Genomic DNA, 25,654 nt, shown 5'->3' on the forward strand with positions numbered 1-25,654 from the left:
TGAAGCCAGACAGGAGCCCCCGATCCATGACCAGAGCCACCACCGCCGCCCCCTCCGGGCCTGATCCCCGTTTCGAACCGCATCCGACAACGAGCGCCACCGCCGCGCCGACAGCGGACAATACGCCGCTGGTCACCGATCCCACGCTCCGCCTCTTCGTCTATCTCCTGCTGATGTCGGCCATGTTCATGGCGACCCTCGACAACCAGATCGTCTCGACCGCGCTGCCCACCATTGTCGGCGAGTTCGGTGAACTCGAACGCTTCGGCTGGGTCGGCTCGGCCTATCTGCTGACGACCAGCGCCGTCATGCCGCTCTATGGCAAACTGGGCGATCTCTTCGGCCGCAAATATGTGATCATGGCGGCAATCGCGATCTTCACCATTGGCTCGCTGGTCTGCGGTCTCGCCGTCTCCATGGATACGCTGATCGCCGCCCGCGTCCTACAGGCATTGGGCGGCGGTGGCATCATGGTCTCGATCTTCTCGATCAATGCCGATCTCTTCGAACCGCGCGAACGCGCCCGCTATCAGAGCTATTCCAGCCTCGTGCTGATGGCATCCGGCGCCCTCGGTCCCGTGCTCGGTGGCACGCTGTCGGATCTCTTCGGCTGGCGCTCGATCTTCCTCGTCAACCTGCCGATCGGCATCGCGGTCCTCATCGGCCTTGCCTTCCTGCTCCCCTATCGCAAACCGAACCGGAAGCCGAAGATCGACTACGCCGGTGCGATCCTGCTCGCAGGCGCCGTCGCCTCCATCGTCTTCTGGGCCGATAGCGGTCAGATCTTCGGCTCGCTGATCGCCTGGGAAAGCCTCGCCGTCGTCGCCTTCGGTGCGCTCTGCGCGATCGGTTGGGTCCTCGTTGAGCGTCGCGCACCCGAACCCGTCGTGCCGCTTTCGCTCTTCTCCAAGCCGACCATCAACCTGCTGCTGATCATCTCGCTGGTTTCGGGGGCCATCGGCATCGGCTCCGTCAACTACATCGCGCTCTTCCTTCAGACGACGACCGGCCTCTCGCCCTCCATGGCCGGCTTGCTCTTCGTCGCGACAACAGGTGGCATCGCCATCGGTTCAATCGCCGCCGGCCGCCTGATTGCTCGTACCGGCCGCTACAAGCCCTTCTCTATTGCCTCGGCAGCCCTCGGCGTCATCAGCCTCGGCATCTTCTCCTTCCTGCATGCCGGAACCCCGCTGATCTTCATCGCGCTGGTCATGCTGCTCCAGGGCTTTGGCGTCGGCATCGGCCAGCAGGTTCCCGTCATCGGCGTCCAGAACGCCGCCTCCAGAGCTGATGTCGGCGCCGCCACCGGAACGGTCACGCTGACGCGCATGGGCGGCGCCGCGATCGCCATCTCCATTTACGGCGCCATCGTCAGTTCAGGCCTCACCCATGTCCAGATCGCACTGCCCGGCGGTGTCGATTTCCGCAACCTCACACCCGAAGGTCTCGCCGCCCTGCCGGATGCCGCTCGTGCCCTGGTCGCCAATGCCTATTCCGACGCCTTCGTGCCGCTCTTCCTGACCGCCTCGGGCATGATGGTCATTGGCCTGATCGCAGCGCTCCTGCTGCCCAACATCCGCCTGCCGCGCGAAAGCGAGGGGAAGGTGACGAAAGCGGTCGAGGCGGAGTGAGGTGCCAGCCATAAGCTTCGCGCCAGCCGCGGCTGACAGGGTGGGGCAGTGATGTCAGTGAATCGGTGCAGCATGTTGAAGCCTCTCCCGTCCGGCCCGGCCTCCCTCCTGTCGAAGCGGCTCCTGTCGCTCGGCCTCGGCACGGCATTGGTCGGCTCGCTCTCGGGCTGCATCCTGATGACCGATACCAGCCGCATGAACATCGAGGTCTTTCAGGATGAGGTGGCTCCCGTCTGGTACGATCCAGCCCGTACGCCGCCGGCCGCCGATCAGTCAGCACCGCAGAAGCGCAATCTCTATCAGACGCAGTTCCACCAGACCTATGGTCTTCCGGTCTCCAACCCGCTGCACCGCACACTCTACGGCGTGATGGTCGATGACGGCCACACGCTTCCTGCCATTCCGCTCGACCGCGTGCGTTCCGACATGCTGCGCCAGGAAGTAAGTTACCAGTCGACGGAAGCCCCAGGCACCATCGTCGTCGATACCAGGGCGCACTACCTCTATCTCGTTCAGCCAAATGGCAAGGCGATCCGCTACGGCGTCGGGCTCGGTCGTGACGGTTATGCTTGGTCGGGCAGGGGTGTGATCAAGCGTAAGGCGAAATGGCCGCACTGGACGCCGACCGACACCATGGTCGAGAACAATCCGAACTTACGGCCTGTTTCGGCCGCGCGCGGCGGTCTGGTCGCCGGCCTTAACAATCCCCTCGGCGCGCGGGCGCTCTATATCTATCAGGACGGCAAGGATACGCTCTACCGCGTCCACGGCACGCCGGACTGGCAGTCGGTCGGCAAGGCGACGTCCTCGGGCTGCGTGCGCATGTTCAATCAGGATGTCATCGATCTCTTTGACCGCGTGCCCGAGAACACCCCGATTGTTGTCATTTAGCGACACCTGATCGCAGCGTTTGCCTCTCTCCAAAACGTGAAAGGGGGCTCGCGTTGCTTTCATTGAAGCTTTCCTGTTTGCATCGGATCATCGCGGAACAAAGCGCACCTCCCAGCGTCTTCCTCCGCAGAACTGCTACAGGAAACCCATACCTAAATGTCCTCTACACCAAATCTGACCCGTCGTTCGCTTCTGTCCCTGACAGGCCTCGGCGCGGCATCCCTGCTGGCCAGCTGCACCACCTCCCGTCCGCTTCCGGCGGATGCCCGTCTCGAGGGCCCCGTCGTGCCGGCCGCGCCGAGCGGTCGCACGCCCGAACTCGATGCCATGTATGGCGAGGTCTATGACGGCGGCTACGTCATTCCGGCCGTACCCTACTGGCGCATTCCCGAGCGTTTCTATCGCCAGCAGGTGATCGATCCGACCGGCGAAGCCCCCGGCACCGTTGTCGTCGATACCCCGAACCGCTTCCTCTATCTCGTCGAGCGCGGCGGCACCGCCATGCGCTACGGCGTCGGCATCGGCCGCGACGGTTTTGCCTGGGGTGGCGCCGGCGTCATCCAGTGGCGCCAGAAATGGCCCAAGTGGACCCCGCCGGATGAGATGATCGCCCGCCAGCCGGAGCTCGAGAAGTACTCCGTCCGCAACGGCGGCAAGCCGGGTGGCATCGACAACCCGCTCGGCGCCCGCGCGCTCTACATCTTCAAGAATGGCCAGGACACGCTCTACCGCCTGCACGGCTCGCCGGAATGGAATTCCATCGGCAAGGCCGTCTCCTCGGGTTGCGTGCGTCTGATGAACCAGGACATCATCGACCTTTACGAGCGCGTGCCGACCAAGGCGAAGATCATCGTCAAGCAGTAACCTGCCGTTTCGAACAGATCTCGCAGGGCAATCGCCTCAAGACAAAAAGAAGGCCCCGCCGGTGACGGCGGGGCCTCTCTACATCATGGGGTCGCAAATGCTTGGCGTGATCAAGCGGCCTCAAGGGCCTTCTCGATTGCCTGCACGGAATGGCCGGTCAGGTCCTTGTCGAGCTCGCCGATCAGCACAGCCGACAGCTGCTTGTGGTAGCTCTTGCGCATCTCGCCGAGCGTCCGAGGTGCCGCAATGATCACGAGGTTCTTGATCTTGCCGTCGAGAACCTGCCTGTTCAGCATCTCGGTGATGCCGTTGCTGAAGCCGTCCTCGTCCTGCTGGCTGTCGTCAGGATTGGCGGCACTGCTGGAATGGCGGGAGCCGGATGGGATCTTCGAACCGTCGATCTCGTCTGACGGAATGGCCCTCAGCTTGATATCAAGCGCATTGCCCTCATTCTCGAAAAGGCTCAGCTTCTCGCCATCGGCGACGGCAATCACGGCATTCTGCGGTACTTGCATGGACATTCTCCTTGATGGTCTGTGCGACGTCCACCGAAGGTGGAGCGGCCGCAGTTGACCCAAGAACAACCCCTCGCAGCGGGATCGGTTCCGCGTTCCGGGCCCTCGCCGGGACGACGGATTGACGCGGTTTACTGCCGGCAGCGAAACGGGCTGAACGAGCTCGCGGCGCCTGCATTCATGCTGGCGATGGTCAGACCGTTTGCGACCTCGATATCCGCCTTCGTCTGCGGACAGGCATCGACATCGGCAAGACAGCCGCTTTCGATGAAAGCCTCATTCTTGGCGATGAAGGCGGGCGAAACGCCCTCGCGCCCTACATGATCGAGGATCTCGGCAAAGGCCTGCCGGTAGACGTCGCATTTCTTCCGCTGCCAGTCGGAGCGCTCCTCCGCTGTCGTGCCGGCTTCCTCAGCTTCGGCCAGGAAGGGCGATGTCACGCCGGAAAGCAAAAGGGCGAAGGCCGCAATCAGATGCAAGGCGTCGCGCGAGCTCATCGTGTATGATCCGCAAAAACGGCGGCGCCGATCTCGGCAATCGCCGCGTCCCGCGTCTTCAGCGGATGGGTCTTGCCGTCCATGTAGATCGCAATGACGAGCGGCTGAGCCCCGGGCGGCCGCACCACGGCAATCACCCCACGCGTGCCATGCCCGCCAGCCCCGCTGCGATCGGCAATCTGCCAGCCCTTCGGCAGCCTGGACCGCAAGAGGCCGTCGGCCACCGCATTGGCGGACATCCATGCGTCGAGTTGGTCGCGGGCAGCGGGGGCAAGTGCCGCGCCGACGAGCAGGCGTTCGAGCGTCTGCGCCATCGCCTGCGGCGTCGTCGTGTCGCGCAGATCGCCGGGTGTCGCCTCGTTGACCTCTGGCTCGTAACGGTCGAGCCGCGTGGTCGTATCGCCGATGCCGCGCAGGAAGCTTGTCACCTCGGCCGGCCCGCCGAGGACTTTCAGGATCGCATTGGCCGCGGCATTGTCACTGGTCCGAAGCGTGATCTCGCAGAGTTCCCGTGCGGAGAGGCTTGTCCCCACCCGCGTCTCCATCACCGGCGAATGCGGCCGCAGATCCGCTTTTGTGATGCGTGTCGTCTGCTCAAGCACCGCATCGCCACCCGACAGGGCAGCCGCACAGGCGAGCGACTTGAAGGTGCTCGCCATCGCAAAACGCTCCGTCTCGCGGTAGGCGACCACCGTGCCACGGCCCGTGTCGATGACGGAGAGCCCGACCCGCATCCCAAGCTTCTGCTCCAAGCGCTTGGCCGCCGCGATGACCTCTCCATCGGCAGCCTGCCCGGACGCCGGTATAGCGGCACCCAAGAGCATCAGCGGCAGAACGAGACGCCGGATTTGGGCAGTGATCAGGACGGCGGTTACAGGTCTCGATGGTGTCATGTGGTGCTCTCCTTCTCTGGCCCTCATCGTTGGCAATCAAGGCATCAGGGAGGCACGCGGCAGGAGAGGTGGAAAAGCCGGCTTCATGCCGGTTGGGAGGCCGGCTCAGTCCCGACTGCCGCCAGAACAGTCTTCGTCTCGCTGAGATAGGTCTGCATCGACGCCTGGTCGTGTTCGATGGAATGGCACTTCTCCACCGTCTCCTCGAGTGCTGCCAACTGCTCTCGCAGCGCGTCTGCCTGATCGGGCGAGCGGACGGAATGGGCGAGGTCGGCGAGCCGGGCGGCAATCCGCATCAGCACCAGCGGCTGGTCGGCGCCCGCCTGGCGGATCGACCGGAAGCCGGTGTTCAGCATGTGGCGATAGTCGGAACGGTTGACGATCAGACGCAGGATACCGTCGTCGTCGTGATACTGCCGATAGGGCAGGGGGCGCTGCTGCACCGCCTCGAAGGAGGCTGCCAGCCGATCGACGACGGCGACCGCCGTGAAGGGGTCGTTGATCCCCGGCGACAGCGCCCGCACCGCGATTTCGGTGAGCTGCCGGATGCTGTACTCGAGGTCCTGCGCCGTCGTGTTCTGCAGCCCGATGGTGAAACACCCGCGCAAGGCTGCGATCGTCTCGTCGTCGATATCGGTCCCATCGCCGCCAGCTCCGGAAAAGATGGTGAAATGGTCGCCTTGCGACAGCAGATATTGGCCGGCCCTGACCGCCACGTCGATCCGCAGATCCTTTTCCGCCGCAATTCGGGTCAGCGCGCCGTAGTCGATCACCTGCACATGCCCGACCTTGCCGAGCGCGACCGGCTCGCCGATACCGGCAAAGCGGGCGACGTCTTCGCCATGGCTCGGCGGTGTGGCGGGCAAAACCTCGCCGACTGTCGAGATCAGATCGCGGTGCAATGCGTGAATCATATTGTCGGCGATGATCAGCCGCGCCACCTTGTGGATGTAGAACAACAGCGCCATCAGGCAGATGACCGTCAGCAGGCTGCCGGCCGAGATCGCCAGATGCGGAACCCCGTCCGCGCCCAGCGTGTCGGAGATCGTCCGCAAGACGAGGATGAGATAGAGGATCGTGCCAATGAACAGGCCCAGCACGACCTGGATCTGCCGGTCGGCCATGAAGTGGGAAATGAGTCGCGGACCGAGCTGGTTGGCAGCCAGCGTCAGGATGACGAAGGTGACGGAGATCACCAGCGAGGTCATGGTCATCAGCCCTGACAACAGGCTGCTCAGCAGCTGCCGCGCCGTCTCGGCCTCGCCGCTGTAAAGCCACCATGCCCCGCGCACCACATCAGGCCCCAGGAGATGCCCGTAGCTGATCAGCAAGATGGCGAGCAGGGCCGCAAGGCCGGAGAAGATGAGAGGCAGAAGCCAGAGCTGACTCCTGACGATGTCGAAAAGATTGCGCGCCTTGTCCATTGTTCCACAACGCGCAGAACTGCGGATTGCTCCCCTACAAAGAGGTCGAGGTCAGGCGTTCTGATGAGGCATCGCGAACGGGGTCGCGTCAGTTCCCGTCGATCGCTTCGAGATGCCCCTTCAGGCGCTTGAGGCTGTCACGCAGGCTCTCGATCTCGGAGATGTCGCAGCCGATCTGGTTGCCGATCGTCGAGAATACTTCGAGCGCCCGGGCCTTCAGGGCGCGCCCTTCCTCCGTCAGCGTGATGAACACCACGCGTTCATCGGCCGCATCCCGGCGGCGCGAGACGTAATGGATCTGTTCAAGCCGCTTCAGAAGCGGCGACAGCGTGCCGGAATCAAGCCCGACCTTTTCACCCAGCGCCTTCACCGAGATGTCGTCTTCTTCCCACAGCGCCATCATCACCACATATTGCGGATAGGTGAGCCCCAGCGGGGAAAGCAGCGGCTTGTAGGCACGCGTAAAGGCGTGCGCTGCGCCGTAAAGCGCAAAGCACAGCTGCTTGTCCAGCCTCAATTCCTTTTCGAGTGTTTCGTCGTCCATGTCCCTTGATGAACCCCTTTCGGCATCTATTGTTTCCACAGTGGCCAAAACTGGCGCACATTTCAATGCGCAAAAAACAATTGCGCACAATTCAATTGTGTACTATATAGAAGCTCACCAACTGCAAAACAAGGAGAACACCCTATGGCTATTCTTTACACCGCACATGGACATGCCACCGGCGGCCGCTCGGGCCACGGCGCCTCCGACAACGGCGTTCTCGATGTCACGCTGACCACCCCGAAGGAACTCGGCGGTGACGGCGCAACCGGCACCAATCCCGAGCAGCTCTTCGCGGTCGGCTATTCCGCCTGCTTCCTCGGCGCTCTGAAGGCCGTCGCCGGCAAGGAAAAGGTGAAGATCCCGGAAAACGCCAAGGTTCATGCCGACGTCGGCATCGGCCCGCGCGAGGATGGCACCGGCTTCGGCATCGAAGTGAAGCTCTCGGTGGAGATCCCCGGCATGGAGCGCGAACTGGCCCAGAAGCTGGTTGCTGCAGCCCACATCGTCTGCCCCTACAGCCACGCCATGCGCACCTCGACCGAAGTTCCGGTCTCGGTCATCTGATCGGCACACCGCCGACCCCATGCATCCACCGCCCGAAGGCCGGCCTCGCGCCGGCCTTTTTCATGCGCGCGCGTCCGTCATTAGTGTCGGCATGGATCGCCGTTTCCGCAGGTGGTCAGCGTAGCGCGGTCACAAGCATCAGGCGGAGGAGGGGAACCCTTTGCCTTTGTTCCCGGTTCGACTTTCATACCAACAATCGAGGACGAAACCATGCAAACCACCACAGCCAATGCAATCTACGAGGATCACCGCCTGTCGCCGGATCTTCCGGTCGAGGAAGTCACGCGTCACGAGATCCGCCACCGCTACCCCGCCTCGGCCTTCCAGGGCCCGCTTTTTGAAGGACGTGACCGCGTGGCGCTCGCCATGGCAGCCGTCATGCTGATCGGCCCGCTGGTCGCGCTGCCGCTCGGCATGGGCTGAGGCGCCTTTAGGCGCTAACCTCCAGCAGTCCGCGGCGAAGGATCGCGGGGTCGGCCTGCATGCCGGCCTCGATCTCGCCATGCAGATCGGTCCAGATCGGCACGGCGCGGGACAGGGCGCGTGCGCCCTCAGCAGTCAGCCGCAGCCGCTTGCCGCGCTTGTCCTTCGGATCCGGCTCGACCGAGACCCAGCCGCGCGCCGAAAGCGGCTTCAGCGCTGCCGTCAGCGTGGTCCGGTCCATCGCCAGAAGCTTGGCCACCGGCCCCATCGGCGGCGGTTCCGGTCGGTTCAACGCCATCATCAGGGAAAATTGCTGATTGGTGAGCCCGACTGGCTTCAATGCCAGATCGAAGCGGCGGGCAAGTGCCCGCGCCGCGCGCTGGGCATGCAGGCAAAGGCAGTTATCTCGGACATGAATGGTGGTTGCATAGGGAATCAGGGGCATGTTTGACATGGACTAAATATGTTGATATCAACGTAAATGTCAAGAGGAGGAACAGCAAAATGGAATATTCGGTTGTTTCGCGGGAGGAGTGGCTGGAGGCCCGCAAATCCCTGCTTCAGCAAGAGAAGGAACTGACCCGTCAGCGCGACCGGGTAAACGCCGCGCGCCTCGCTCTGCCCTGGGTGCGCATGGACAAGGATTACCGCTTTCGGTCACCCACGGGCGAAAAGACGCTCGCCGATCTCTTCGATGGTCGCAGCCAGCTGATGATCAACCATTTTATGTTTCATCCCGATTGGGATGCCGGCTGCGAGGGCTGCTCCTTCTTCGCCGATCATATCGACGGCATGCTGCCGCATCTCAACAATCACGACGTCACCTTCGTCACCGTCTCCCGTGCGCCGCTTGAGAAGATCGAAGCCTACAAGCGGCGCATGAACTGGCATTTCCCCTGGGTCTCGTCCGGCGGCAGTGATTTCAACTACGACTTCCACGTCTCCTTCACCAAGGAGGAGCTCGCGTCCGGTTCGGTGAACTACAATTTCCGCGAGACGCCCAGCGACCGGGCCTTCGACGAACTGCCCGGCCTGTCTGCCTTCTATCGCAACGACAAGGGCGAGATCTTCCATACCTATTCGCAATATGCCCGCGGCGGGGAGGAGGCTCTCGGCACGCTGATGATCCTCGATCATGCGCCGCTCGGCCGCAACGAGACGGGCACGCTGAGCTTCGTCAAGCGCAAGGATGAATACGCTGAGAAGCCGGTCGAGATGGCCGGTTGCTGCCACTGAAGGAGATGGGACATGGAATTTCCAAAACCCACCGAACATCACCGCTTCCTCGACCGGCTGGTCGGCGACTGGCTCTTCCTGACCTCGACCGGCATGGACGGCTACGATCCCGACGATCCCGAGAAGCGCTGGACCGAAAAGGTCCGTTCCATCGGCGGCCTCTGGGTGGTCGCGGAAGGTGAGGGCGGCATGGGCGATGGTGGCGAGCGTGCCACCATGATCATGATCCTCGGCTACGATCCCCGCGAGGGCCATTATGTCGGCAGCTGGATCGGCTCGATGATGGACAAATTCTGGGTCTACAAGGGCTGGCTGGAAGACGACGGTCAGACGCTTGTGCTCGAGGCGGAGGGGCCGAGCATGCAGGATCCGTCCCGCACCGAGACCTATCGTGATGTCATTCACTTCAAGGATGACGACACCCGAACCTTCTCGGGCAGCGTCCGCCAGCCCGATGGCAGCTTTCATACTTTCATGACGAGCGAAGCAAAACGCATCGGCTGATCGCCGACAGATTTGGAGAGAGACTGCGCATGCATGGCACATTCATCTGGCACGAGCTGATGACCCCCGATCCGGCCGCAGCCAAGGCCTTTTATGGCCCGCTGCTCGGCTGGGAGCCGACCGATATGCAGATGGAAGGCTTCACCTATACCACCTTCGCCGTCCCCGGCTTCCCGTCCGGCGTCGCCGGCATGATGGCGCTGACGGAAGACATGAAAGGGCAGGGCATCCCGCCGAACTGGACCGGTTACATCGGCGTCGATGATGTCGACCAGACGGCGGCCGATTATGCGGCAAATGGCGGCACGATCTGCCGCCCCGCTGAAGATATCCCCGGCGTTGGCCGATTCGCAGTGGTCGCGGACCCGCAGGGCGCTGTCCTTTGCATCATGACACCGAAGATGGAAGACGGCTCGGAAGGCAGCTGGCCGACCCCGGGCAGCGTTGGCACGGTCGGTTGGAACGAGCTGATGGCCGGTGATTGGGAAAAGGTCTGGGACTTCTACGCCGCCCGATTCGGCTGGGAAAAGGATATGGCCGTCGACATGGGGCCGCTTGGCACCTATCAGACCTTCAAGCTTAGCGGTCGCGGCATCGGCGGCATGATGACCAAGACGCCGGAGATCCCGGCACCTTACTGGGGGTTCTTCTTCATCGTCCCGGCCATCGATGCAGCCATCGAGAAGATGAAGTCCATCGGCGGGAGCCTCATGTTCGGCCCCCACGAGGTGCCTGGTGGATCGTGGATCGCCGCCTGCCAGGATCCGCAAGGCGCCTATTTCAACCTGACGGCAGCGAAAAAGTGATACGCAAAGGCCGGAGAGGCGTTCTGCCGCTCCGGCCTTTGTCGAATTCTGCTGCGATTGTGGGCGCTCGGCTCAGCCGCGCTTCACGGCCTTTTTCACCGCACGCTTTTTCGGTGCGGGGGCCTGCTCGGCTTCGAGCGCTTCCCGTTGCATGCGCAACGCCTTCAGCGTTTCCGTCTTGCGTTCGCGCGCGGTCGCTTCCTGAGCGATCAGCGAGCGGGCAACGCTGTCGGTCGTGGCGGCCTTGTCCTGCGGGGAAACCTTTTCAGGCTTGAAGAAGGTCTCTTTGGTGGCGGTCATGTCCGGATCCTTCCTGCAGCCTGGCTGCCTGTCTCGGCATGTCTGGACCCTGCCCGCGTCGCAAACTGCGTTGCGCCTTCGTGGCGGGGAGGGCGGGTCCGCGCGCCCGAGGGCGCACGGATCATAGCGTCATTAGCGCGTACGCACTGCCTTCTTCGGAGCCGGCAGGAGGCCTTCGCGCTGCATCTTCTTGCGCGCGAGCTTGCGCTGGCGACGAATGGCTTCCGCCTTTTCGCGCACGCGCTTTTCCGACGGCTTTTCAAAGGCGCTGCGGGCCTTCATCTCGCGGAAGAGACCTTCGCGCTGCATCTTCTTCTTCAGCACGCGGAGTGCTTGGTCGACATTGTTGTCACGAACGAGAACTTGCACGGTCGTTTCCTTTCCGGGCGTTGATGCCCGCTTGTTTTCGAGTTTCAAAGGAGGGGATACGACAGGCTAACGCGCCATGCCCCGGCGAAGATCCCGACAAAATCGGGCAAAGATGTGGATCGCGGCTGAAGGCTTCGATCACAGGATAAACAAAAAAGGCCGGGCGGAACCCGACCTTCCCTCGCCACTCAGCCCCCTCTGCCGGTAGATCCGTTATCAGCGGGGGCGAGCGACAAATTATTAAGCGGCGCGCAGGTTGTCGGCCGAGCTCTTGCCCGAACGCTTGTCCTGGACGATGTCGTAGCCGATCTTCTGGCCTTCGACGAGGTCGCGCATGCCGGCGCGCTGAACTGCAGAGATGTGGACGAACACGTCGGCAGAGCCTTCATCCGGCTGGATGAAACCAAAACCCTTGGTGCTGTTGAACCACTTTACGGTACCTGTGTTCATAACGATTTCCTTTCAATCGTTGGGCTTGCCGCCGAGACATTCGACGGCTGGTATATCGACGTTGAAGGAAATCTGGCGTGCGCTAAAAGCGCGTAGACAAAGTCGCTCGCAATCTTCGATGGCGGCAATATAGGGAAAGGATGGCGCCGACACAAGCAAAAACCGGAAAACCGCTGTTTCAAGGCTGTTCACGAAGCGAAAGGCACGAGGGAAGCAGCGGAAAACATTGCGGAAATCGGCTTTCGCACCGCGGCGAAAAAGTGATGTGGCAAGCCGTAGAATACGCTCCTTCAATATTTCTTCATCATATCGTGAAGGATTGATATTTTTTGATCGCTTTAGGCTGTTTCACGCAAAAACAGTACGACGATCTTGACCTCTGCTTGCTACGACAACGCGCCACCTGCGGCTTGAAAAAAGCCATCATCTGGCACGTCTCATCCCTCATCAACGGACCCTCCGATGAACAAGTTTCTCGCCGCAACCGCAATCCTCCTGATCACCGCGTCCACTGCCCTTGCAGGCAGTTTTACCTTCCCCTCCGACGAGCCGGCCGCGTCAGTCGAAATCCCGGATGACTGGCAGCCGACCGAGACCGATTACGGCGTCGAGGCGAACTCTCCTGACGCCGGCACCTATATCTCCTTCGACATTGCAGGCGCCGAAGACATGGACCAGGTCATGACCGACGTCTTCGGCTTCCTGGAAGAAAACGGCGTCGTGCCCGATCCGGCGTCTCAGAAAGAATCAAAGGACCAGCTGAACGGTATGTCTTTCGAGACCATCGACTGGAAGGGCACGGACAAGGACGGTCCCGTCTCGATCGGCGTGGGCATTATTGGCCTTTCCGACGAAAAGATCGCCATCGTCACCTATTGGGCATCCACGGAAACCGAAGCCCAGAACATGCCCGAAGTCGGCAAGATCCTCGCAACACTGAAGCCGGCCGGCTGATTGGCGCCGCTCGTCGCTGACCAGAAGACCAGCGTCCCGGTTCTTGAACGTTCCGGGACGCCATGCACAATCGCCGGCGAAATGCCGCAGCCGGACAAGCGACAGTGTTCCATGGCGACAAGGCCTCCATGATCTGATAGGAGAGGCCACCCGTTCCAGGAGTGACGGGCGATCTCTAAGTCACGAAAGCCAGCCGACCATGACAATTGCTGCGGGCCTCTCCTTCGGATGCCCCGTGTCGTGCGCCCCGATATCGGGCGTCTTTAGCCTCTCTGCCGCCTTTCCCGATCAAACCAACCTTTCGGAGGCCGGCCTGTGAGCGCTGCATTCGATTACCGCGACGATCAGATCGTCGAAGACGAGTCCCCTGACGCCAAGGCCTGGCTGAAAATCGTCAATACCTATCGCAAACCGGACCTGACGCGCTCGAGCTTCGAGCTCGGCGTCACGCTCGTGCCCTTCGTCCTGCTCTGGCTCGGTGCGTGGGCAAGCTTCGAATACGCCTTCTGGCCGGGCCTCGTGCTCGTCGTGCCGGCAGCAGCCTTCCTGCTGCGCCTGTTCATCATCCAGCATGACTGCGGCCACGGCGCCTTCTTCGCCCGTCGCTCGGTGGACGATTGGACCGGTCGCCTGCTCGGTGTCCTGACATTCACGCCCTACGACTACTGGCGTCGCGCTCACGCCGAACACCATGCGACCGCCGGCAATCTGGAAGAACGCGGCGTCGGCGACATCACCACGCTGACGGTTGCCGAATACAAGGCCCTGTCCCCGATGGGCCGCCTCGGCTACCGCCTCTATCGCAATCCGGTCGTGCTCTTCGGCATCGGCCCGATCTGGGTCTTCCTCCTGAAGCAGCGTCTGCCCTTCGGCATGATGAAGGATGGCGCTCTGCCCTGGGTCTCCACCATGGCAACGAATGTCGGCATGGTGATCATGGCGGCACTGATGATCTGGCTTGCCGGCCTTGATGCCTTCCTGATCGTGCATCTGCCGATCGTGCTGCTCGCCGGCGCATTGGGCATCTGGCTCTTCTATGTCCAGCACCAGTTCGAGGACACCCACTGGTCCAACCCGCCGGAATGGCAGTTCCAGCACGCAGCGCTCCACGGCGCCTCGCATTACGATCTGCCTTGGGGCCTGCGCTGGCTGACCGGCCATATCGGCGTGCATCACGTGCATCACCTGTCGAGCAAGATCCCCTTCTACCGCCTCCCGGAAGTTCTGCGCGACCATCCGGAGTTGAAGTCGATCAGCCGCATCACCTTGAAGGAAAGCTTCGCCTGCGTGAAGCTCGTGTTGTGGGACGAAGCCCGCGGCCGCCTTGTGTCCTTCCGCGAAGCCCGCCGGATGGCTGTGGCCGCCTGATCTCTGCAGTAAAATCTGAAAATCGGGACGCCCGTTGCTCAGCCGAGCAGCGAGCGTTTCCCTAGGGCGATGGGAAACGAGACTGCGGCTTAGCTTTTCGTACCCGTCTCCCAGCCCGCCACCCAAAGCTTGCGCAGCCTGTCGCCCTCACGCCGGAAATGCACCCCCGTCGCGCGGCAGTCCCTGATCCGATCGACCCGGAAATTGCGGATGCCTTGGCGCAATTCGCACCAGCCGACGACGACTTCGGCCTCGGCATAATGGATGACGGCGATCGGCCGGATCCGCCGCGTCGTCGCCTGCTGCTGCTCGTTGACATAGTCGATATCGAGCTTTTCCTCGTCGCGGATCGCCCGACGGATCATCGAGAAGTCGATCGCTTCAGGAGTTTCCGCCACCCGCCCCCAGGCATAGAGCGAGCGTGAGACGATCGCCTCGCGCAACGGTCCCGGCACAGCCGCCGCGATCTTGTCCATCACCCGCGCCGAGGCCTCGCGCAGCTCGGGGTCCGCCGTGCGCTTCGTGAGCGCCATGCCAAGCACGATGGCTTCCGTCTCCTCGGCCGTGAACATCAACGGCGGCAGGTGAAAGCCGGGCCTGAGGATATAGCCGATCCCGCGCTCTCCTTCGATCGGCACGCGCATCGCCTGAAGGGCGGCGATATCGCGGTAGATCGACCGCTGCGTGACCTCCAGTTTTTCGGCAATCTGCTGCGCCGTTATCGGGTGGTCGGCGAGCCTCAAGATCTGGATGATCTCGAACAGCCGGGAAGCCTTGCGCATGTGATCCCCCGTCACAACTGACACAGCTCTGTCAGTTGGCTATCTGTATAGCATGCCAGAACAGGCTGAAAACAGGCGAAAGCCTGGATCGGTCGTCCTCTTCACAGCACAGGCAACTGACATGACCTACGCCGAAAACCTCTGGCTCTTCACGCTGCTTCTAGCCGGCATCATCACCGTGCCCGGCATGGACATGATCTTCGTCATGGCCAATACCCTGACCGGCGGGCGCCGGGCCGGCGTGGCGGCAACTTCGGGCATCATGTTGGGTGGCGTCTTCCACACCCTCTTCGGCACAGTTGCCGTTACGGCCCTCTCGACGCTAGTGCCGCAGCTTGCCGGCCCCATGCTGGTAATCGGCTCCGCCTACATGATCTGGATCGGCTACACGCTCGCCAAAAGCGCCATCGTCATCGACGGTATCGAGGCGTCAAAACTGCACCGCTCGGCCCGCATCTTCACCCAGGGCCTGATTACCTGCCTGCTGAACCCGAAAGCCTGGCTCTTCATCCTCGCCGTCTACCCGCAATTCATGCGCCCCGAGTACGGCCCATTCTGGCGCCAAGCGCTGGTCATGGGCGCGCTCACACTGCTGCTCCAGGCAACCGTCTACGGCGGTCTCGCGCTCGCCGCCGCCAAAGGAAGAGATGCGCTGACCTCGATACCGCAGGTGACCATATGGATCGGCCGCGCCGCCGGCTGGCTGCTGGTCGCGGTGGCGGTGCTGATGCTGGTGGAGGGGTGGAGGAGTTGGTGAGCGATTAGCTCAACCGTTCAGTCGCTTCTCCATGAACAGGCTCAACGGATCGGGCTGGTAGGCGCCAAAGGGCGGGATCTCCCGATAACCCGCCTTTCGGTAAAGCCCGATCGCCTCGGGCTGATAGATCCCCGTTTCAAGCCGAATGACCGACATGTTGCGCTGCAACGCCCTTTCCTCCAGCGCCTGCAGCAATTGTTTGCCGAGCTTCAGCCCACGAGCGGCTTCATCGACGAACATCCGCTTGATCTCGGCGCTGCCATCGTCATGACCGACAAGGGCGGCGCAACCAAGTATCGCCTCGCCGGAGCGTGCGACGAAGAAGGAGACTTTGGCCTCCTCAAGTTCGTTAAGCGGAACCATGTGGTTGCTTTCGCCTGGATAGAGCGAAGCCGCATAGGCGTTTGACAGCTCAAGCAGTCGGATCACACCTGCTTGGCGCGGCGTCTCCTGGGCAATCGAAATGGCATCCTGATTGGGGCGGCCCTCATCGACAAGCATTGCGAAGCGCGGGTCGCCGGGCAGGGGGCTCACAGCCCCACCGCCTTGCGCAAGGCCTCGTTCATCCGCGACTGCCAGCCGTCGCCTGTTGCCTTGAAGCGGTCGATCACCTCCTGATCGAGCCGGATGCTGATCGCCTTTTTTGGGCTCTCTGCCTTCGGCCGGCCGAGCTTGCGGTCTATTGCCTCGGCGAGATCCGGAAAGACCTCACGGAAGGGGCGGAACTCTTTCAACTCTTCTTCTGTGATTTCCGGATTGTCGGGATCGGACGCGATCATCGCCTGGATCTCCGCCTCTTCTTCATCTGTCAGCGGTCTCTTGGACGAAAACTTCCCGCTCATATGAGGCTCCTCTCCCGCCGGCTGGCCGCGCGCATGGAAATGATCGACAGCGCTTCGGGGCCCAAAGGCATATAGATCACTGCAACAACGATACGACCGTTCAGCTCACCGATCGCGATAGTCCGGCCCGATTTTGCCGGACGGATGCTGGCACCGACGAAGAAGCGCTCATCGAGCTCGGCAAAGTCGAGGCCGTGCTTTGCCAGATTCTGCAGCCGCTTCGGTTCGTCCCAGACGATGATCATAGTTTATGTATATACGGAAATTCCGCAAGTCGGCATCCTGCGATTTGAGGGGCTTTCCGCTCAGCCCCGCTGCGGGAGCAGGATCACGGCTGCCCCGACAAGGCAGATTGCAGCACCCGTGAGGTCGAAGCGATCCGGCCGCTGCCCCTCGATCAGCCAGAGCCAGGCGAGTGATGCGGCGATATAGACACCGCCATAGGCCGCATAGGCCCGTCCCGCCGCGTCTGAGGGCACGAGCGTCAACAGCCAGGCGAAGAGGGAGAGCGAGACAAGGCCGGGCACGAGCCAGAGCGGCGAGCGGTCGAGTTTCAGCCAGGCCCAGAAGGCGAAGCATCCGGCGATTTCGGCAAGCGCGGCGAGGGGATAGATCAGCAGGGTCATGACGCCATCCTGCCATCTCGTGAAGGAGGGCGGAAGGGCAGGGGCGACGCTCAGCCGGTGCGGCCTTGCAGGTTCAATACGTGACAGACGCGAGGCAGAAGCTCGGCTTCCTTCGGGAAGCAGACGAAGAAGCCCTGCACGCTATCAAAGCCAAGCTGCACGGCGATTTCCATCTGGTCTTCGTTCTCAACGCCCGCTGCCGTGACGATCATGCCGAGATCATGGCCAAGTGCGATCACATGGCGCACGATCGCCTTGTCGACGGCATTGGTAAGCGCGCTGCGCATCAGCGAGTGGTCGATCTTCAGGCGCCGGAAGCTATGGTTGCGCAGCGCGGCAAGCCCGGCATGGGTCGCGCCGAAATTGTCCATGGCGAGCGAAAAGCCGCAATAGTGCAAGGCTTCGAGCGCAAGGCTTACAGACTTTGCCAGCGGTCCATAGAAGGCCGGCTCCGCCACCTCGATCTCCAGCATGTCGGGAGTGAGGCCGAAGCCCTGCACCATGTCGGTGAGCCGCAGGGCAAAGTCGCCGGCACAAAGGTCGAAGGCCGTGGCATTGACGCTGATGCGCCCCATGTCGTGGCCCTCGGCCCGCCAGCGCGCCGCCTGGCGCAGCGTCGTCGTCAGCACGAAGTCGCGGATCGACAGCGACAGCATGGGATCCCGGAACACCGAGCGGAAATCCTGCGCGGCCGCCAGCCGGCCCGGCGCAACGCGCCAGCGCAGCAGTGTTTCGACACTGTCCACTTCCCGTTGATCGACGGAGTAAATCGGCTGATAGGTGAGCTCGAAGCGTCCGCGTTCCAGCGCGCGCTTTGCATTGTTGACCAGAACGACGTGATCCAGACTGCTGTCCAAGCTCGACCCCATGGATTCCCGGAGACAGGTCCGCGAATTGTACCAGTGTTCAGTATATATCAGGGATGGTTGCGCGGAAGTGAACAAAAACCCGCCGATAACGGCGAGCTTTCGTCACTCAGTTCTTGTGGCGCGCGAGAAAAATGCAAGTTTTCACCGGCGAAGACTTCCCAGGATCCCGCGAACCAGGGCGCGGCCAACCGAGGTCGCAACCGAGCGTGCCGCACTTTTCATGGCGGCCTCGATCACCGTCTCGCGCTGATAGCCGCCGGATCGTTTCGTCGTTGTCGTCTTGCGGCTGTTTTGCGTCTCTTCGGGCTCGTCGCCGAAGCCGGGCAGCGTCCATCGACCAGCCGCGCTGTCGCCGCCCTTGGCCTTCTCCTCCTCCGCGCGCCGGGCAGCCTCCGCGTCTGCGGCCTTCTTCGCCCGTGCCAAGAGGATCTCGTAGGCCGATTCCGAATCGAGATCGATGTCGTATTGCCCGGCGACGGGCGAAAGGTTCATCACCTTCTGCCGCGTTGCATCGTCGATCGGTCCCACCTTGGCAGATGGCGGCCGGATCAGCGTGCGCTCGACCATGGAGGGAATGCCCTTGGCCTCCAGCGTCGACACCAGCGCCTCGCCGATGCCGAGCTGGGTGATGGCCTCTGCGCAATCGAAGGCCGGGTTGGGACGGAAGGTATCCGCTGCCGTCTTTACCGCCTTCTGCTCGCGCGGCGTATAAGCGCGAAGCGCATGCTGTACGCGGTTGCCGAGCTGGGCGAGCACGGTTTCCGGCACGTCGAGCGGGTTCTGCGTGACGAAATAGACCCCGACCCCCTTGGAGCGAATGAGCCGCACCACCTGCTCGACCCGTTCGATCAGAACCTTCGGCGCGTCATTGAACAAGAGATGCGCCTCGTCGAAGAAGAAGACCAGCTTCGGCTTGTCGAGATCGCCCACCTCCGGCAGCTCTTCGAAGAGTTCCGAGAGCAGCCAGAGCAGGAAGGTCGCGTAAAGACGCGGGTTCATCATCAGCTTATCGGCGGCCAGGATCGAGATCGCGCCGCGTCCGTCATGCGTCGTGCGCATGATGTCGGCCACCTTGAGCGCCGGCTCGCCGAAGAAGTTCTCCGCCCCCTGCTGCTCGAGAATCAAAAGGCCGCGCTGCAAGGTCGCGATCGACGCCTTGGAGATGAGCCCGAACTGGCTCGAAAGCTCGGTCGCATGCTCGGCCATGTAATTGAGGAGCGCCTGCAGGTCCTTGAAATCCATCAGCGGCAGTCCGCCCTGATCGGCGATCTTGAAGGCGATGTTGAGCGCGCCTTCCTGCGCTTCCGATGCATTCATCAGCCGCGACAAGAGCAGCGGTCCCATCTCGGCCACCGTGGTGCGAACGCGATGACCCTTTTCGCCATAGAGATCCCAGAAGATGACGGGGAATTCGGCCGGTGCATAATCGGTAAAGCCGATCTGCTCCGCCCGCTGGGTGATCCAGTCCTTCGGCTCGCCCATGGCGGCAAGGCCGGAAAGGTCGCCCTTGATGTCGGAGGCAAAGACGGGAACGCCGGCCTCGGAGAAGCTCTCGGCCAGCACCTGCAGCGTCACGGTCTTGCCGGTGCCGGTCGCGCCGGTGATGATGCCGTGGCGGTTGCCGTATTTCAGCGCCAGATATTCCGCCTTGTTCAGGCTGTCGTCCGGGTTGCGGCTGGTGCCGAGATAAAGCGAACCTTCTTGCAGCATGCGGACGTTTCTCCCTGCGTCGCCAACACTTCAGCTTGCTCTTATAGGTGGACTGTGGAACATCGACAACGGTCGACCGTCCCGTTTCGGTACGCCTGGCGATGCGGTCGCATTCCTGTGCCGTCCCCGGCAAATTTCGCTGCGCCATGGCCGGACCGCTTGAGTTCGGGATGAACATCCATTACGTTGACGTTAACGTCAAAATCGCCTCAGGAGGACTTCGAAGATGAGCGAAATCGTCACCCGCATCGCCGACAATGTCGGCATTTCCCAGGAAAAGGCCGAAACCGCGCTTGGCATGATGCTCGGCTTCCTGCAGCGCGAAGCAGCCGACGGCCCGGTCGCCCGCATGATCGAAGCGATCCCCGGTGCCGCTGAACTGGTCGCCAAGCACAATGGCGAAGGTGCCGGCGGTGGCGGTCTGCTTGGCGGCCTGATGAGCGCCATCGGCGGCGGCGGCATCATGGGCCTCGGCCAGCAGCTGATGTCCCAAGGCCTCGGCATGGGCGAAATCTCCACCCTCGCCAAGGAAACCATGGCCGTCGCCCGCGAATATGCCGGCGCCGACGTAGTCGACGAAGTCGTCGCCTCGGTCCCGGGCTTGAGCCAGTTCGTCTGATCGCCTGTCCGCCACAAAACGTGTGATCAACCGCCGGGTGCAGATCCGGCGGTTTTTTCATGCAACCTCGTCCGGGGTCATTGTTCCATGCGCGGGACCTCCGGTTATACCGGCGCAGCCATCATCAGGAGCAAGACACCTTATCAATCCATACCCCTCAAAAATGGTGGTCGCCTTGTTTGTCAGTCTTTCTGAGGAATTCCGAATTCAACTATTTTTGGTCTTTTGGCGAAATTTCCCGCTTAACGATTGTCATTTGTCGCGAAACACACGCTCCCATTTAGCAGGCGTTAACATAACGCAGGTTTGATTGACGCATAGATCCACGCCTGGGGGCCAAGATGCTGTCGAACTACCTGAACGCGAATAAGCTTGCCGATGACATGAGAGCAATTTCCACGGCGCAGGCGATGATCTCGTTTTCGCCCGACGGCACCATCCTTCACGCCAACGAGAATTTTTTGAAGACGCTGGGCTACAGCCTTCAGGAGATCGTCGGCAAGCATCACCGCATGTTCTGCGAGGAAGCGATCCGCACGTCTCCGGACTATCAGCGCTTCTGGTCAGAGCTTGCGGCCGGTCGCTTCCAGAGCGGCCAGTTCCGCCGCCAGAGCAAGGCGGGCGACGATGTCTGGATCGAGGCCACCTACAACCCGGTCTTCAGCGGCGGCCGCGTGGTCCGCATCCTGAAGATCGCCTCCGACATCACGGCAAGCAAGATCGCCTCCCTGCATGACGGCAACCGCCTGCGCGCGATCGATCAGTCGCAGGCGATCATCGAGTTCGAGATCGACGGCACCATCGTCCAGGCCAATGACAACTTCCTGAAAGCCATGGGATATGACGCAGCCGAGATTGTCGGCAAACATCACCGCATGTTCTGCGATCCGGCCTATGGTGAAACCGCCGAATATGCCCAGTTCTGGGAGCGGCTGCGCGCCGGTGAGTTCATCTCGTCCAATTTCGTCCGCTACGGCAAGGGCGGCCGCGAGGTCTGGATCCAGGCCGCCTACACGCCCGTCTTCAATTCGCGTGGCAAGGTCTACAAGGTGATCAAGGTCGCCACGGACATCAGCCCGCGCATGCGGGCAGTCAAGATCATCGGCCAGGCCATCAAGCGCCTTGCCGATGGCGACCTCACCGTGCGTCTGAACGAGCCGCTCGATGCCGTCCTGGAAGCGACAAGGCTCGACGTCAACACCGCAGCCCAGGCGCTCGATGAAACCATGACCGGCATCGTCCGGGCCGCCCAGGCGCTGTCGGAAAATGCTGCCGTGATTAGCGACGTCTCCAACAGCATCGCTGCAAACGGTGAACGCCAGGCCGCGACCGTCGAGGAAACGGCGGCAGCTCTCGAAGAGATCAACCGCACGGTCAAGGACACGACGACCCGCACGCTTGCCACCACCCGCCTCGTCAGCGAGACCCGCGCCAATGCCGAAGCTTCCGGCACCGTCGTCACCCAGGCGACGACGGCCATGGACGAGATCGCCGGCTCCTCGCGCGAGATCGAAAACATCATCGGCGTGATCGACGAGATCGCCTTCCAGACCAACCTTCTGGCGCTCAATGCCGGTGTCGAGGCAGCAAGAGCAGGCGAGGCCGGCAAGGGTTTTGCCGTCGTTGCCCAGGAAGTTCGCGAACTCGCCCAACGCTCGGCAAGTGCCGCGAAGGACATCAAGGGCCTGATCGCCAAGTCGGCGAATGCCGTCAGCCACGGCGTCGCCCTGGTCGATCAGACCGGCCAAGCGCTGGAATCGATCGTCAATCAGGTTCAGGAAATCGACGGCAATGTCGATGCCATCTCAGTCTCTGCCCGCGATCAGGCGCAGGGCATCGGTGAGATCAACAGCTCGATCGGAATGCTCGACAAGGTCACGCAACAAAGTGCGGCGACCGTCGAAGAGGCAAGTGCCGCTGCAAGCTCGCTCGCCGATGGCGCCCGCGATCTCTACGGCCTCGTCTCCCGCTTCCAGACATCGGCACTGAAGCCCGGCCAGGTGCAGCACGCGATGGGCAGGGCGGCCTGACCGGCTGCGGCCGACTGACCCCTCACATCACCTCATGCGGCGTGGCAATCGCCACCCGCGACGGTGCCACCTGGAAATCCCGGGGCAGCATGCGGTGATGGGCCATGACCATCTGGCAGGCGCTGCGGGCGTCCTGGCGCAGGTCGTGATGGATGACGAAGGTGAGGCGACCCTCCGCCAAAAGCGCGCGATTGTCTGCATCGAGATCATGGGCGGCAAAGACATCGATCCGGCGCCGCTCCTCGGCGAACGCGCGCAGGATCGCCCGGTTGCCACCACCGATCGAATAGACCGCGCGGATCTCGGGATGGCTGACCAGCGCCGTCTTCACCAGCTGCTCGGTCGTGCGATCGACGCCGAACCCTTCGGAAATCGTCACGGCGCCCAGATGCGGCGCATCCTTTTGCAGGGCGGCCCGAAAGCCGCGCTCGCGCTCCTCTTCGCCGGAAAAGCGGGCGCTCGACAGCGTTACGAGCACCTTGCCGCCGGCCGGCCCCGCCATGCGCGCCATGAGATAGGCCGCCGTTGCCCCCGCCACCCGGTTGTCCATACCGACGTAACCCTGCCGCACATTGCCAGGCAGATCGGTCACCAACGTCACCACAGGAATGCCGCTCGCCATCAACTCGGCTGCCATCGCCGCGATCGCCGGCGTCGAGGGCACCTTGACGACGACGCCATGGCTGCCGCGCCGGCGGATTCGCTTGAGGATGGCAAGAAGATCGCGTTCCTCCATTGTCTCGGCCACATGAAAGCGCGCCGAGAGCGAAGCCGGCCGCATGCCCGGCAGCTCGGCGTCAAAGGCCGCGCGCACGGCATTCGAAAATCGCTGCGGCGTTTCCATGACGACGTCGATGATGAGGCGCCGCCCCGCGATGCGTGCCTCGGCATATTGCCGCTCGAGTTCGGCGATCGCCGCCTCGATGCGAAGTGCGGTTGCCTTCGCCACATGCCCACGTCCGTGCAGCGCCCGATCGACGGTGGCGAGACTGAGGCCCGATTGCAGGGCAATGTCCTTGAGCGGGAAGGGCGGGCGCATGGCTTCGGCCTTGAGGTGTTTTTGAGGTGTTTTGCCGCTCATCTCTCGCCCGTCGCCTGACTATGGTCAAGCGGGATGAGGATCTCGGGAGGAAACCATGGACCAGAGAACATTGACCAGCCGTCGCCGCGACAAGGTCTGGCTCGACAGTGAGGCCGGTGACATCGAGGCCTTCAAGGCGCTGGTGGCGCAGAAGACCAGGCGCGAAGACTGGCCATTGTCAGCCGGCGTCGAGAAGAACGTGCTCCTCTATGATGGATCGAACGTGCGCGACATCGCCCGCGACCCGGAGGGCCGTCGCGACTTGATGGCAGAATGGGTCGAAGCCTTCTCGACCGGCCCCGGCGTCATCGTCATTAAAAATGCCATTGCCGATCTTGCGGTCGTCGATCGTGCCACCGAGGTCTTCAACGCCATCGTCCAGGCCGAGAAGGAAGGCGGCAAGGCGGCCGCCGACCATTTCGCCAAGCCCGGCGCCAATGACCGCATCTGGAACTCCCTGCAGAAACACGCGCTCGCCGACCCCGACAACTTCGCCCGCTACTATGCCTCCGACGCGATCGCCATGGCCTCGGAAGCCTGGCTCGGCCGTGGCTACCAGATGACGGCGCAGATGAACCGGGTGAACCCCGGCGGCAAGGCGCAGGTCCCGCATCGCGATTATCACCTCGGCTTCATGTCGCCGGAACAGATGCAGGCCTATCCCGGCCACATCCACGCCGTGTCGCCGCTGCTCACCCTGCAGGGCGCGGTCGCCCATTGCGACATGCCGGTCGAGAGCGGCCCGACGCTCTTCCTGCCCTATTCGCAGAGCTTCTTTGAAGGTTACCTCGCCTTCGGCCGTCCTGACTTCCAGGCCGTCTTTGCCGAGAGCCACGTGCAGCTGCCGCTGTCGAAGGGCGACGCCGTCTTCTTCAATCCGGCCCTGATGCACGGCGCCGGCAACAACGTGTCGACCGATATCTGGCGCATGGCAAACCTCCTGCAGGTCTCCTCAGCCTTCGGCCGTGCCATGGAAAGCGTCGACCGCGACGCCATGTGCAAGGCGGTCTATCCGGCGCTATTCGCGGCCCACAGGACGGGCACGCTGACTTCGGCCGAAATCGCCAATGCCATTGCGGCCACCGCGGAAGGTTATGCCTTCCCGACCAATCTCGACAGCGATCCGCCGGTCGGTGGCCTTGCGCCGAAGACGCAGAACACCATGATGGCGGAAGCGCTCGAGGCGGGCATGGAGCCGGAGGCCTTCGCAGCGCTCGTCGAGATACAGGCTGCCAAGCGCAGGGCATGAGGAAGACAATGGGAAGACTGGACAACAAGATCGCCGTCGTTACCGGCGGCACACAAGGGCTTGGCGCGGAAGTCGCGCGGCTCTTTGCCGAGCGCGGAGCAAAGGGCCTCGTCATCTGCGGCCGCAGCCGCGACAAGGGCGAGGCGAAGGCCCGTGAGATCACCGAGCGCTACGGCACCACGGTGCATTTCGTCCCGGCCGATCTCGGCGAGGTCGCCGACTGCCGCCAGGTGATTGCCGAGGCCGCCGAAAAATTCGGCCGCATTGATGCCCTCGTCAATGTCGCTGCCATCACCGATCGCGGCACGATCCTCGACACCGACGAGGCGCTGTTCGACCGCATGTTCGCGATCAACACTCGCGCGCCCTTCTTCTTGATCCAGGATGCGGTGAAGCTGATGCTGCGCGACGGTGTCGAGGGCACGATCGTCAACATCTCCTCCATGTCATCGATGGCCGGCCAGCCCTTCATCGCCGCCTATTGCGCCTCCAAGGGCGCGCTGGACACCTTGACCCGCAATGTCGCCTTCGGCCTCCTGAAAAACCGCATCCGCTGCAATGCGCTGAACATCGGCTGGATGGCGAGCGACGGCGAAGATCGCATCCAGCGGGAATATCACGGCGCGCCCGCCGACTGGCTGAAGGAAGCGGCCGCTCGCCAGCCCTTCGGTCGCCTCGTCGATCCGGCCGAGGTCGCGCGTGCCTGCGCTTATCTCTCGTCGGAAGAAAGTGGCCTGATGACCGGCGCTACCATCAATTTCGACCAGTCGATCTGGGGCGCCTATGAGGACAGCCCGCATCCGACGGCAAAGATGACGCTCTGAGGGGACGCGAGGGAAGTCGCGGAACCCCC

The 25,654-nt window shown here is 62.6% G+C and carries 33 protein-coding genes; 15 read left to right on the forward strand and 18 right to left on the reverse strand.

What is annotated here, in order from left to right:
• Positions 1 to 26: 26 nt before the first annotated feature.
• The 3 genes from D4A92_RS12995 (at position 27) to D4A92_RS13005 (ending at position 3,386) form a co-directional block, all read left to right on the forward strand.
• Positions 27 to 1,631 (forward strand): MDR family MFS transporter, encoded by a 1,605-nt coding sequence (locus D4A92_RS12995; protein ID WP_246753941.1) that lies wholly within the window; start codon positions 27 to 29, stop codon positions 1,629 to 1,631.
• Between the two features lie 72 nt (positions 1,632 to 1,703).
• Positions 1,704 to 2,522: a L,D-transpeptidase gene (locus D4A92_RS13000; protein ID WP_203013783.1), complete on the forward strand. Its 819-nt coding sequence runs from the start codon at positions 1,704 to 1,706 to the stop codon at positions 2,520 to 2,522.
• A 156-nt stretch (positions 2,523 to 2,678) separates the two neighbouring features.
• Complete coding sequence (locus D4A92_RS13005; protein WP_203013785.1) at positions 2,679 to 3,386, forward strand: L,D-transpeptidase; 708 nt, start codon at positions 2,679 to 2,681, stop codon at positions 3,384 to 3,386.
• Between the two features lie 110 nt (positions 3,387 to 3,496).
• Here the strand turns inward: D4A92_RS13005 and D4A92_RS13010 are convergent, their stop codons facing one another.
• From D4A92_RS13010 to D4A92_RS13030, 5 genes are all read right to left on the reverse strand, one after another.
• Positions 3,497 to 3,901, reverse strand: coding sequence for a host attachment family protein (locus D4A92_RS13010; RefSeq protein WP_203013799.1), 405 nt, complete (start codon positions 3,899 to 3,901; stop codon positions 3,497 to 3,499).
• A gap of 131 nt (positions 3,902 to 4,032) precedes the next feature.
• The gene (locus tag D4A92_RS13015) at positions 4,033 to 4,398 is read right to left on the reverse strand and encodes a hypothetical protein (RefSeq protein WP_203013802.1); all 366 of its coding nucleotides are present in this window, start codon (positions 4,396 to 4,398) and stop codon (positions 4,033 to 4,035) included.
• The gene (gene bla / locus D4A92_RS13020) at positions 4,395 to 5,291 is read right to left on the reverse strand and encodes a class A beta-lactamase (RefSeq protein ID WP_203013805.1); all 897 of its coding nucleotides are present in this window, start codon (positions 5,289 to 5,291) and stop codon (positions 4,395 to 4,397) included. The genes D4A92_RS13015 and bla overlap by 4 nt, the downstream gene beginning before the upstream one ends.
• 83 nt (positions 5,292 to 5,374) lie before the next feature.
• Positions 5,375 to 6,715, reverse strand: coding sequence for a DUF2254 domain-containing protein (locus D4A92_RS13025; protein WP_203013808.1), 1,341 nt, complete (start codon positions 6,713 to 6,715; stop codon positions 5,375 to 5,377).
• A gap of 88 nt (positions 6,716 to 6,803) precedes the next feature.
• On the reverse strand, positions 6,804 to 7,259 hold the full coding sequence (locus tag D4A92_RS13030; RefSeq protein WP_203013810.1) for a MarR family winged helix-turn-helix transcriptional regulator: 456 nt from the start codon (positions 7,257 to 7,259) through the stop codon (positions 6,804 to 6,806).
• A gap of 144 nt (positions 7,260 to 7,403) precedes the next feature.
• Here D4A92_RS13030 and D4A92_RS13035 point away from each other — a divergent pair, with 144 nt between their 5' ends.
• Together D4A92_RS13035 and D4A92_RS13040 are read left to right on the forward strand one after the other, a co-directional pair.
• Entirely contained in the window at positions 7,404 to 7,826 is a 423-nt protein-coding gene (locus D4A92_RS13035; protein WP_203013812.1) for an organic hydroperoxide resistance protein, read from the forward strand.
• Between the two features lie 210 nt (positions 7,827 to 8,036).
• A complete protein-coding gene (locus D4A92_RS13040) occupies positions 8,037 to 8,249 on the forward strand; it encodes a hypothetical protein (RefSeq protein WP_203013814.1) in 213 nt (70 codons plus the stop codon).
• Positions 8,250 to 8,256: 7 nt separating this feature from the next.
• Here the strand turns inward: D4A92_RS13040 and D4A92_RS13045 are convergent, their stop codons facing one another.
• Positions 8,257 to 8,703, reverse strand: coding sequence for a MarR family winged helix-turn-helix transcriptional regulator (locus tag D4A92_RS13045; protein ID WP_203013817.1), 447 nt, complete (start codon positions 8,701 to 8,703; stop codon positions 8,257 to 8,259).
• 50 nt (positions 8,704 to 8,753) lie between these two features.
• Between D4A92_RS13045 and D4A92_RS13050 the strand changes: the two genes are divergently transcribed.
• Genes D4A92_RS13050 through D4A92_RS13060 form a run of 3 tightly spaced genes read left to right on the forward strand, consistent with a single transcriptional unit; the run spans position 8,754 to position 10,795 of the window.
• On the forward strand, positions 8,754 to 9,485 hold the full coding sequence (locus tag D4A92_RS13050; protein WP_203013819.1) for a DUF899 domain-containing protein: 732 nt from the start codon (positions 8,754 to 8,756) through the stop codon (positions 9,483 to 9,485).
• 12 nt (positions 9,486 to 9,497) lie between these two features.
• On the forward strand, positions 9,498 to 9,989 hold the full coding sequence (locus D4A92_RS13055; RefSeq protein ID WP_203013820.1) for a DUF1579 domain-containing protein: 492 nt from the start codon (positions 9,498 to 9,500) through the stop codon (positions 9,987 to 9,989).
• Between the two features lie 29 nt (positions 9,990 to 10,018).
• A complete protein-coding gene (locus D4A92_RS13060; protein WP_203013822.1) occupies positions 10,019 to 10,795 on the forward strand; it encodes a VOC family protein in 777 nt (258 codons plus the stop codon).
• A gap of 72 nt (positions 10,796 to 10,867) precedes the next feature.
• Here D4A92_RS13060 and D4A92_RS13065 read toward each other — a convergent pair whose 3' ends face one another.
• From D4A92_RS13065 to D4A92_RS13080, 4 genes are all read right to left on the reverse strand, one after another.
• Complete coding sequence (locus tag D4A92_RS13065; RefSeq protein ID WP_006727163.1) at positions 10,868 to 11,095, reverse strand: hypothetical protein; 228 nt, start codon at positions 11,093 to 11,095, stop codon at positions 10,868 to 10,870.
• Between the two features lie 132 nt (positions 11,096 to 11,227).
• Complete coding sequence (gene rpsU / locus D4A92_RS13070) at positions 11,228 to 11,464, reverse strand: 30S ribosomal protein S21 (RefSeq protein WP_054151125.1); 237 nt, start codon at positions 11,462 to 11,464, stop codon at positions 11,228 to 11,230.
• Between the two features lie 240 nt (positions 11,465 to 11,704).
• A complete protein-coding gene (locus D4A92_RS13075) occupies positions 11,705 to 11,914 on the reverse strand; it encodes a cold-shock protein (protein WP_006727165.1) in 210 nt (69 codons plus the stop codon).
• Positions 11,915 to 11,926: 12 nt separating this feature from the next.
• Positions 11,927 to 12,208 carry a hypothetical protein gene (locus D4A92_RS13080; RefSeq protein WP_203013824.1) on the reverse strand — a complete coding sequence of 94 codons (282 nt, stop codon included), beginning with the start codon at positions 12,206 to 12,208 and terminating at the stop codon, positions 11,927 to 11,929.
• 168 nt (positions 12,209 to 12,376) lie between these two features.
• On the opposite strand from D4A92_RS13080, the gene D4A92_RS13085 reads away from it, so the two are divergent.
• Complete coding sequence (locus D4A92_RS13085; RefSeq protein WP_203013826.1) at positions 12,377 to 12,868, forward strand: histidine kinase; 492 nt, start codon at positions 12,377 to 12,379, stop codon at positions 12,866 to 12,868.
• Positions 12,869 to 13,183: 315 nt separating this feature from the next.
• Positions 13,184 to 14,236, forward strand: coding sequence for a fatty acid desaturase (locus D4A92_RS13090; RefSeq protein ID WP_203013828.1), 1,053 nt, complete (start codon positions 13,184 to 13,186; stop codon positions 14,234 to 14,236).
• A gap of 89 nt (positions 14,237 to 14,325) precedes the next feature.
• On the opposite strand, the gene D4A92_RS13095 is transcribed toward D4A92_RS13090, so the two are convergent.
• Positions 14,326 to 15,018: a helix-turn-helix transcriptional regulator gene (locus tag D4A92_RS13095; RefSeq protein ID WP_203013830.1), complete on the reverse strand. Its 693-nt coding sequence runs from the start codon at positions 15,016 to 15,018 to the stop codon at positions 14,326 to 14,328.
• Between the two features lie 121 nt (positions 15,019 to 15,139).
• Between D4A92_RS13095 and D4A92_RS13100 the strand changes: the two genes are divergently transcribed.
• Positions 15,140 to 15,775, forward strand: coding sequence for a LysE family translocator (locus tag D4A92_RS13100; protein ID WP_203013832.1), 636 nt, complete (start codon positions 15,140 to 15,142; stop codon positions 15,773 to 15,775).
• Positions 15,776 to 15,784: 9 nt separating this feature from the next.
• On the opposite strand, the gene D4A92_RS13105 is transcribed toward D4A92_RS13100, so the two are convergent.
• The 6 genes from D4A92_RS13105 to D4A92_RS13130 form a co-directional block, all read right to left on the reverse strand.
• Complete coding sequence (locus D4A92_RS13105) at positions 15,785 to 16,276, reverse strand: GNAT family N-acetyltransferase (RefSeq protein WP_203019954.1); 492 nt, start codon at positions 16,274 to 16,276, stop codon at positions 15,785 to 15,787.
• Between the two features lie 29 nt (positions 16,277 to 16,305).
• Positions 16,306 to 16,617, reverse strand: coding sequence for a BrnA antitoxin family protein (locus tag D4A92_RS13110; protein WP_203013833.1), 312 nt, complete (start codon positions 16,615 to 16,617; stop codon positions 16,306 to 16,308).
• Positions 16,614 to 16,862: a BrnT family toxin gene (locus D4A92_RS13115; protein WP_203013835.1), complete on the reverse strand. Its 249-nt coding sequence runs from the start codon at positions 16,860 to 16,862 to the stop codon at positions 16,614 to 16,616. The genes D4A92_RS13110 and D4A92_RS13115 overlap by 4 nt, the downstream gene beginning before the upstream one ends.
• 60 nt (positions 16,863 to 16,922) lie before the next feature.
• Positions 16,923 to 17,243, reverse strand: a complete 321-nt coding sequence (locus D4A92_RS13120; RefSeq protein WP_203013837.1) for a YnfA family protein — start codon at positions 17,241 to 17,243, stop codon at positions 16,923 to 16,925.
• Positions 17,244 to 17,293: 50 nt separating this feature from the next.
• Entirely contained in the window at positions 17,294 to 18,100 is an 807-nt protein-coding gene (locus tag D4A92_RS13125; protein WP_246753942.1) for an EAL domain-containing protein, read from the reverse strand.
• A 153-nt stretch (positions 18,101 to 18,253) separates the two neighbouring features.
• Positions 18,254 to 19,822 (reverse strand): helicase HerA-like C-terminal domain-containing protein, encoded by a 1,569-nt coding sequence (locus tag D4A92_RS13130; protein ID WP_203013840.1) that lies wholly within the window; start codon positions 19,820 to 19,822, stop codon positions 18,254 to 18,256.
• A 226-nt stretch (positions 19,823 to 20,048) separates the two neighbouring features.
• On the opposite strand from D4A92_RS13130, the gene D4A92_RS13135 reads away from it, so the two are divergent.
• Positions 20,049 to 20,441 (forward strand): DUF937 domain-containing protein, encoded by a 393-nt coding sequence (locus D4A92_RS13135; RefSeq protein WP_076395111.1) that lies wholly within the window; start codon positions 20,049 to 20,051, stop codon positions 20,439 to 20,441.
• A 341-nt stretch (positions 20,442 to 20,782) separates the two neighbouring features.
• Complete coding sequence (locus D4A92_RS13140; RefSeq protein WP_203013843.1) at positions 20,783 to 22,471, forward strand: methyl-accepting chemotaxis protein; 1,689 nt, start codon at positions 20,783 to 20,785, stop codon at positions 22,469 to 22,471.
• A gap of 22 nt (positions 22,472 to 22,493) precedes the next feature.
• Here D4A92_RS13140 and D4A92_RS13145 read toward each other — a convergent pair whose 3' ends face one another.
• Positions 22,494 to 23,552, reverse strand: coding sequence for a LacI family DNA-binding transcriptional regulator (locus tag D4A92_RS13145; protein ID WP_203013846.1), 1,059 nt, complete (start codon positions 23,550 to 23,552; stop codon positions 22,494 to 22,496).
• 55 nt (positions 23,553 to 23,607) lie between these two features.
• Between D4A92_RS13145 and D4A92_RS13150 the strand changes: the two genes are divergently transcribed.
• Both D4A92_RS13150 and D4A92_RS13155 read left to right on the forward strand, forming a co-directional pair.
• The gene (locus D4A92_RS13150) at positions 23,608 to 24,801 is read left to right on the forward strand and encodes a phytanoyl-CoA dioxygenase family protein (protein ID WP_203013849.1); all 1,194 of its coding nucleotides are present in this window, start codon (positions 23,608 to 23,610) and stop codon (positions 24,799 to 24,801) included.
• Positions 24,798 to 25,625 (forward strand): SDR family oxidoreductase, encoded by an 828-nt coding sequence (locus D4A92_RS13155; protein WP_425959129.1) that lies wholly within the window; start codon positions 24,798 to 24,800, stop codon positions 25,623 to 25,625. The genes D4A92_RS13150 and D4A92_RS13155 overlap by 4 nt, the downstream gene beginning before the upstream one ends.
• Positions 25,626 to 25,654: the final 29 nt, after the last annotated feature.

The sequence above is a fragment of the Rhizobium rosettiformans genome, assembly GCF_016806065.1.
In the GTDB taxonomy this organism is placed as follows: Bacteria; Pseudomonadota; Alphaproteobacteria; order Rhizobiales; family Rhizobiaceae; genus Allorhizobium.